This is a genomic window from Citrobacter sp. FP75, assembly GCF_018342065.1.
Lineage (GTDB): Bacteria > Pseudomonadota > Gammaproteobacteria > Enterobacterales > Enterobacteriaceae > Citrobacter.
The window spans coordinates 1-1,198 of the sequence record NZ_JAFDOE010000028.1 but is presented as its reverse complement, the minus strand read 5'-3'; the positions used below and the strand labels follow the sequence as shown (position 1 = coordinate 1,198).

Genomic DNA, 1,198 nt, shown 5'->3' with positions numbered 1-1,198 from the left:
CAATGAGCCTTTCCGTTTTACAGGTTCCTCAACAGGCCGGTGGGCCGTTAGTATCATCAATATCAGTATTCGCAAAACCAGATGAATGATTGTTTAAACTGGTGTATTTCTGCCTTTATGCTTCGTAAGTTTGCTGTCGCGCCGTCAGTGCCCAGGCTATTCTGGCCAGCTTGTTTGCCAGAGCACAGGTGACGACAAAGTTGCTTTTCCGACACAACAACTCCCTGACCCAGTCGGCCAACTTGCCAGACTGGTGTTCCAGTTTTTGTATGAATACCCTGGCACACTGAACCAACAAAGTTCGGATCTTTTTGTTGCCCCGCTTGCTAATCCCTAACAATGTCGTCCGACCTCCCGTGCTGTACTGTCGGGGTACCAGCCCTGTTGCCGCCGCAAAGTCACGGCTGCTGGCGTACTGCTTCCCGTCGCCAATCTCAGTTGAAATAGTACTGGCAGTCAGCGTTCCAACGCAGGGAATACTCAGCAAGCGCTGTCCAACCTCATCTTCGTCCAACTTTCGTTTCAACTGAGATTCCAGATCTTTAATCTGCTCAACAAGATAGTGATAATGCTGTTGTAATTTCAGCAGTAACTGGCTGAGATAAAGAGGCAAACTACTGTCCTCAAGAAGGGTACTCAGTCGACTAATAACGGCAGCACCTCGCGGAACGCTGATACCAAATTCCAGCAGAAAAGCATGCATCTGATTAGTTGTTTTCACCTTATCCTGAACCAGGGATTCACGGACACGATGCAGAGCTCGCATTGCCTGCTGAGATTCGGTTCTGGGCTGCACGAAACGCATAGATGGACGTGATGCTGCTTCACAGATAGCTTCAGCATCAACGAAGTCATTTTTGTTGCTTTTAACGAATGGGCGGACAAATTGCGGTGATATCAGCTTTGGAAAATGCCCTAACTCTTCCAGCTTGCGTGCCATAAAGTGAGAACCGCCACAGGCTTCCATCGCGATGGTTGTTGCCGGGCATGTCGCCAGAAATTCGATTAGCTTTGGTCGGGTGAATTTTTTACGGTAAACGGCCTTCCCACGATGATCCTGACAATGAATATGGAAAGAGTTCTTACCCAGATCGATACCAATAAGCGCAATGTTTTCCATGATGGTTCTCCGAATGAAAGCCTGTCCTCAGCATAGTACTGGGAAGGAGGGAGTGACCATCTCATTAAATAAAGCACG

Annotated in this window: 1 protein-coding gene; it reads right to left on the bottom strand. The window is 48.2% G+C overall.

All coding sequences use genetic code 11. The features are described 5' to 3' along the window. Positions 1-115: 115 nt before the first annotated feature. The gene (locus tag JQ822_RS24295) at positions 116-1,120 is read right to left on the bottom strand and encodes an IS110-like element IS5075 family transposase (protein ID WP_000427619.1); all 1,005 of its coding nucleotides are present in this window, start codon (positions 1,118-1,120) and stop codon (positions 116-118) included. Positions 1,121-1,198 lie beyond the last annotated feature (78 nt).

Coding starts and splice junctions, on each gene's coding strand:
- JQ822_RS24295 (WP_000427619.1), bottom strand. CDS start 1,120: ATGGAAAACATTGCGCTTATTGGTATCGATCTGGGTAAGAACTCTTTC.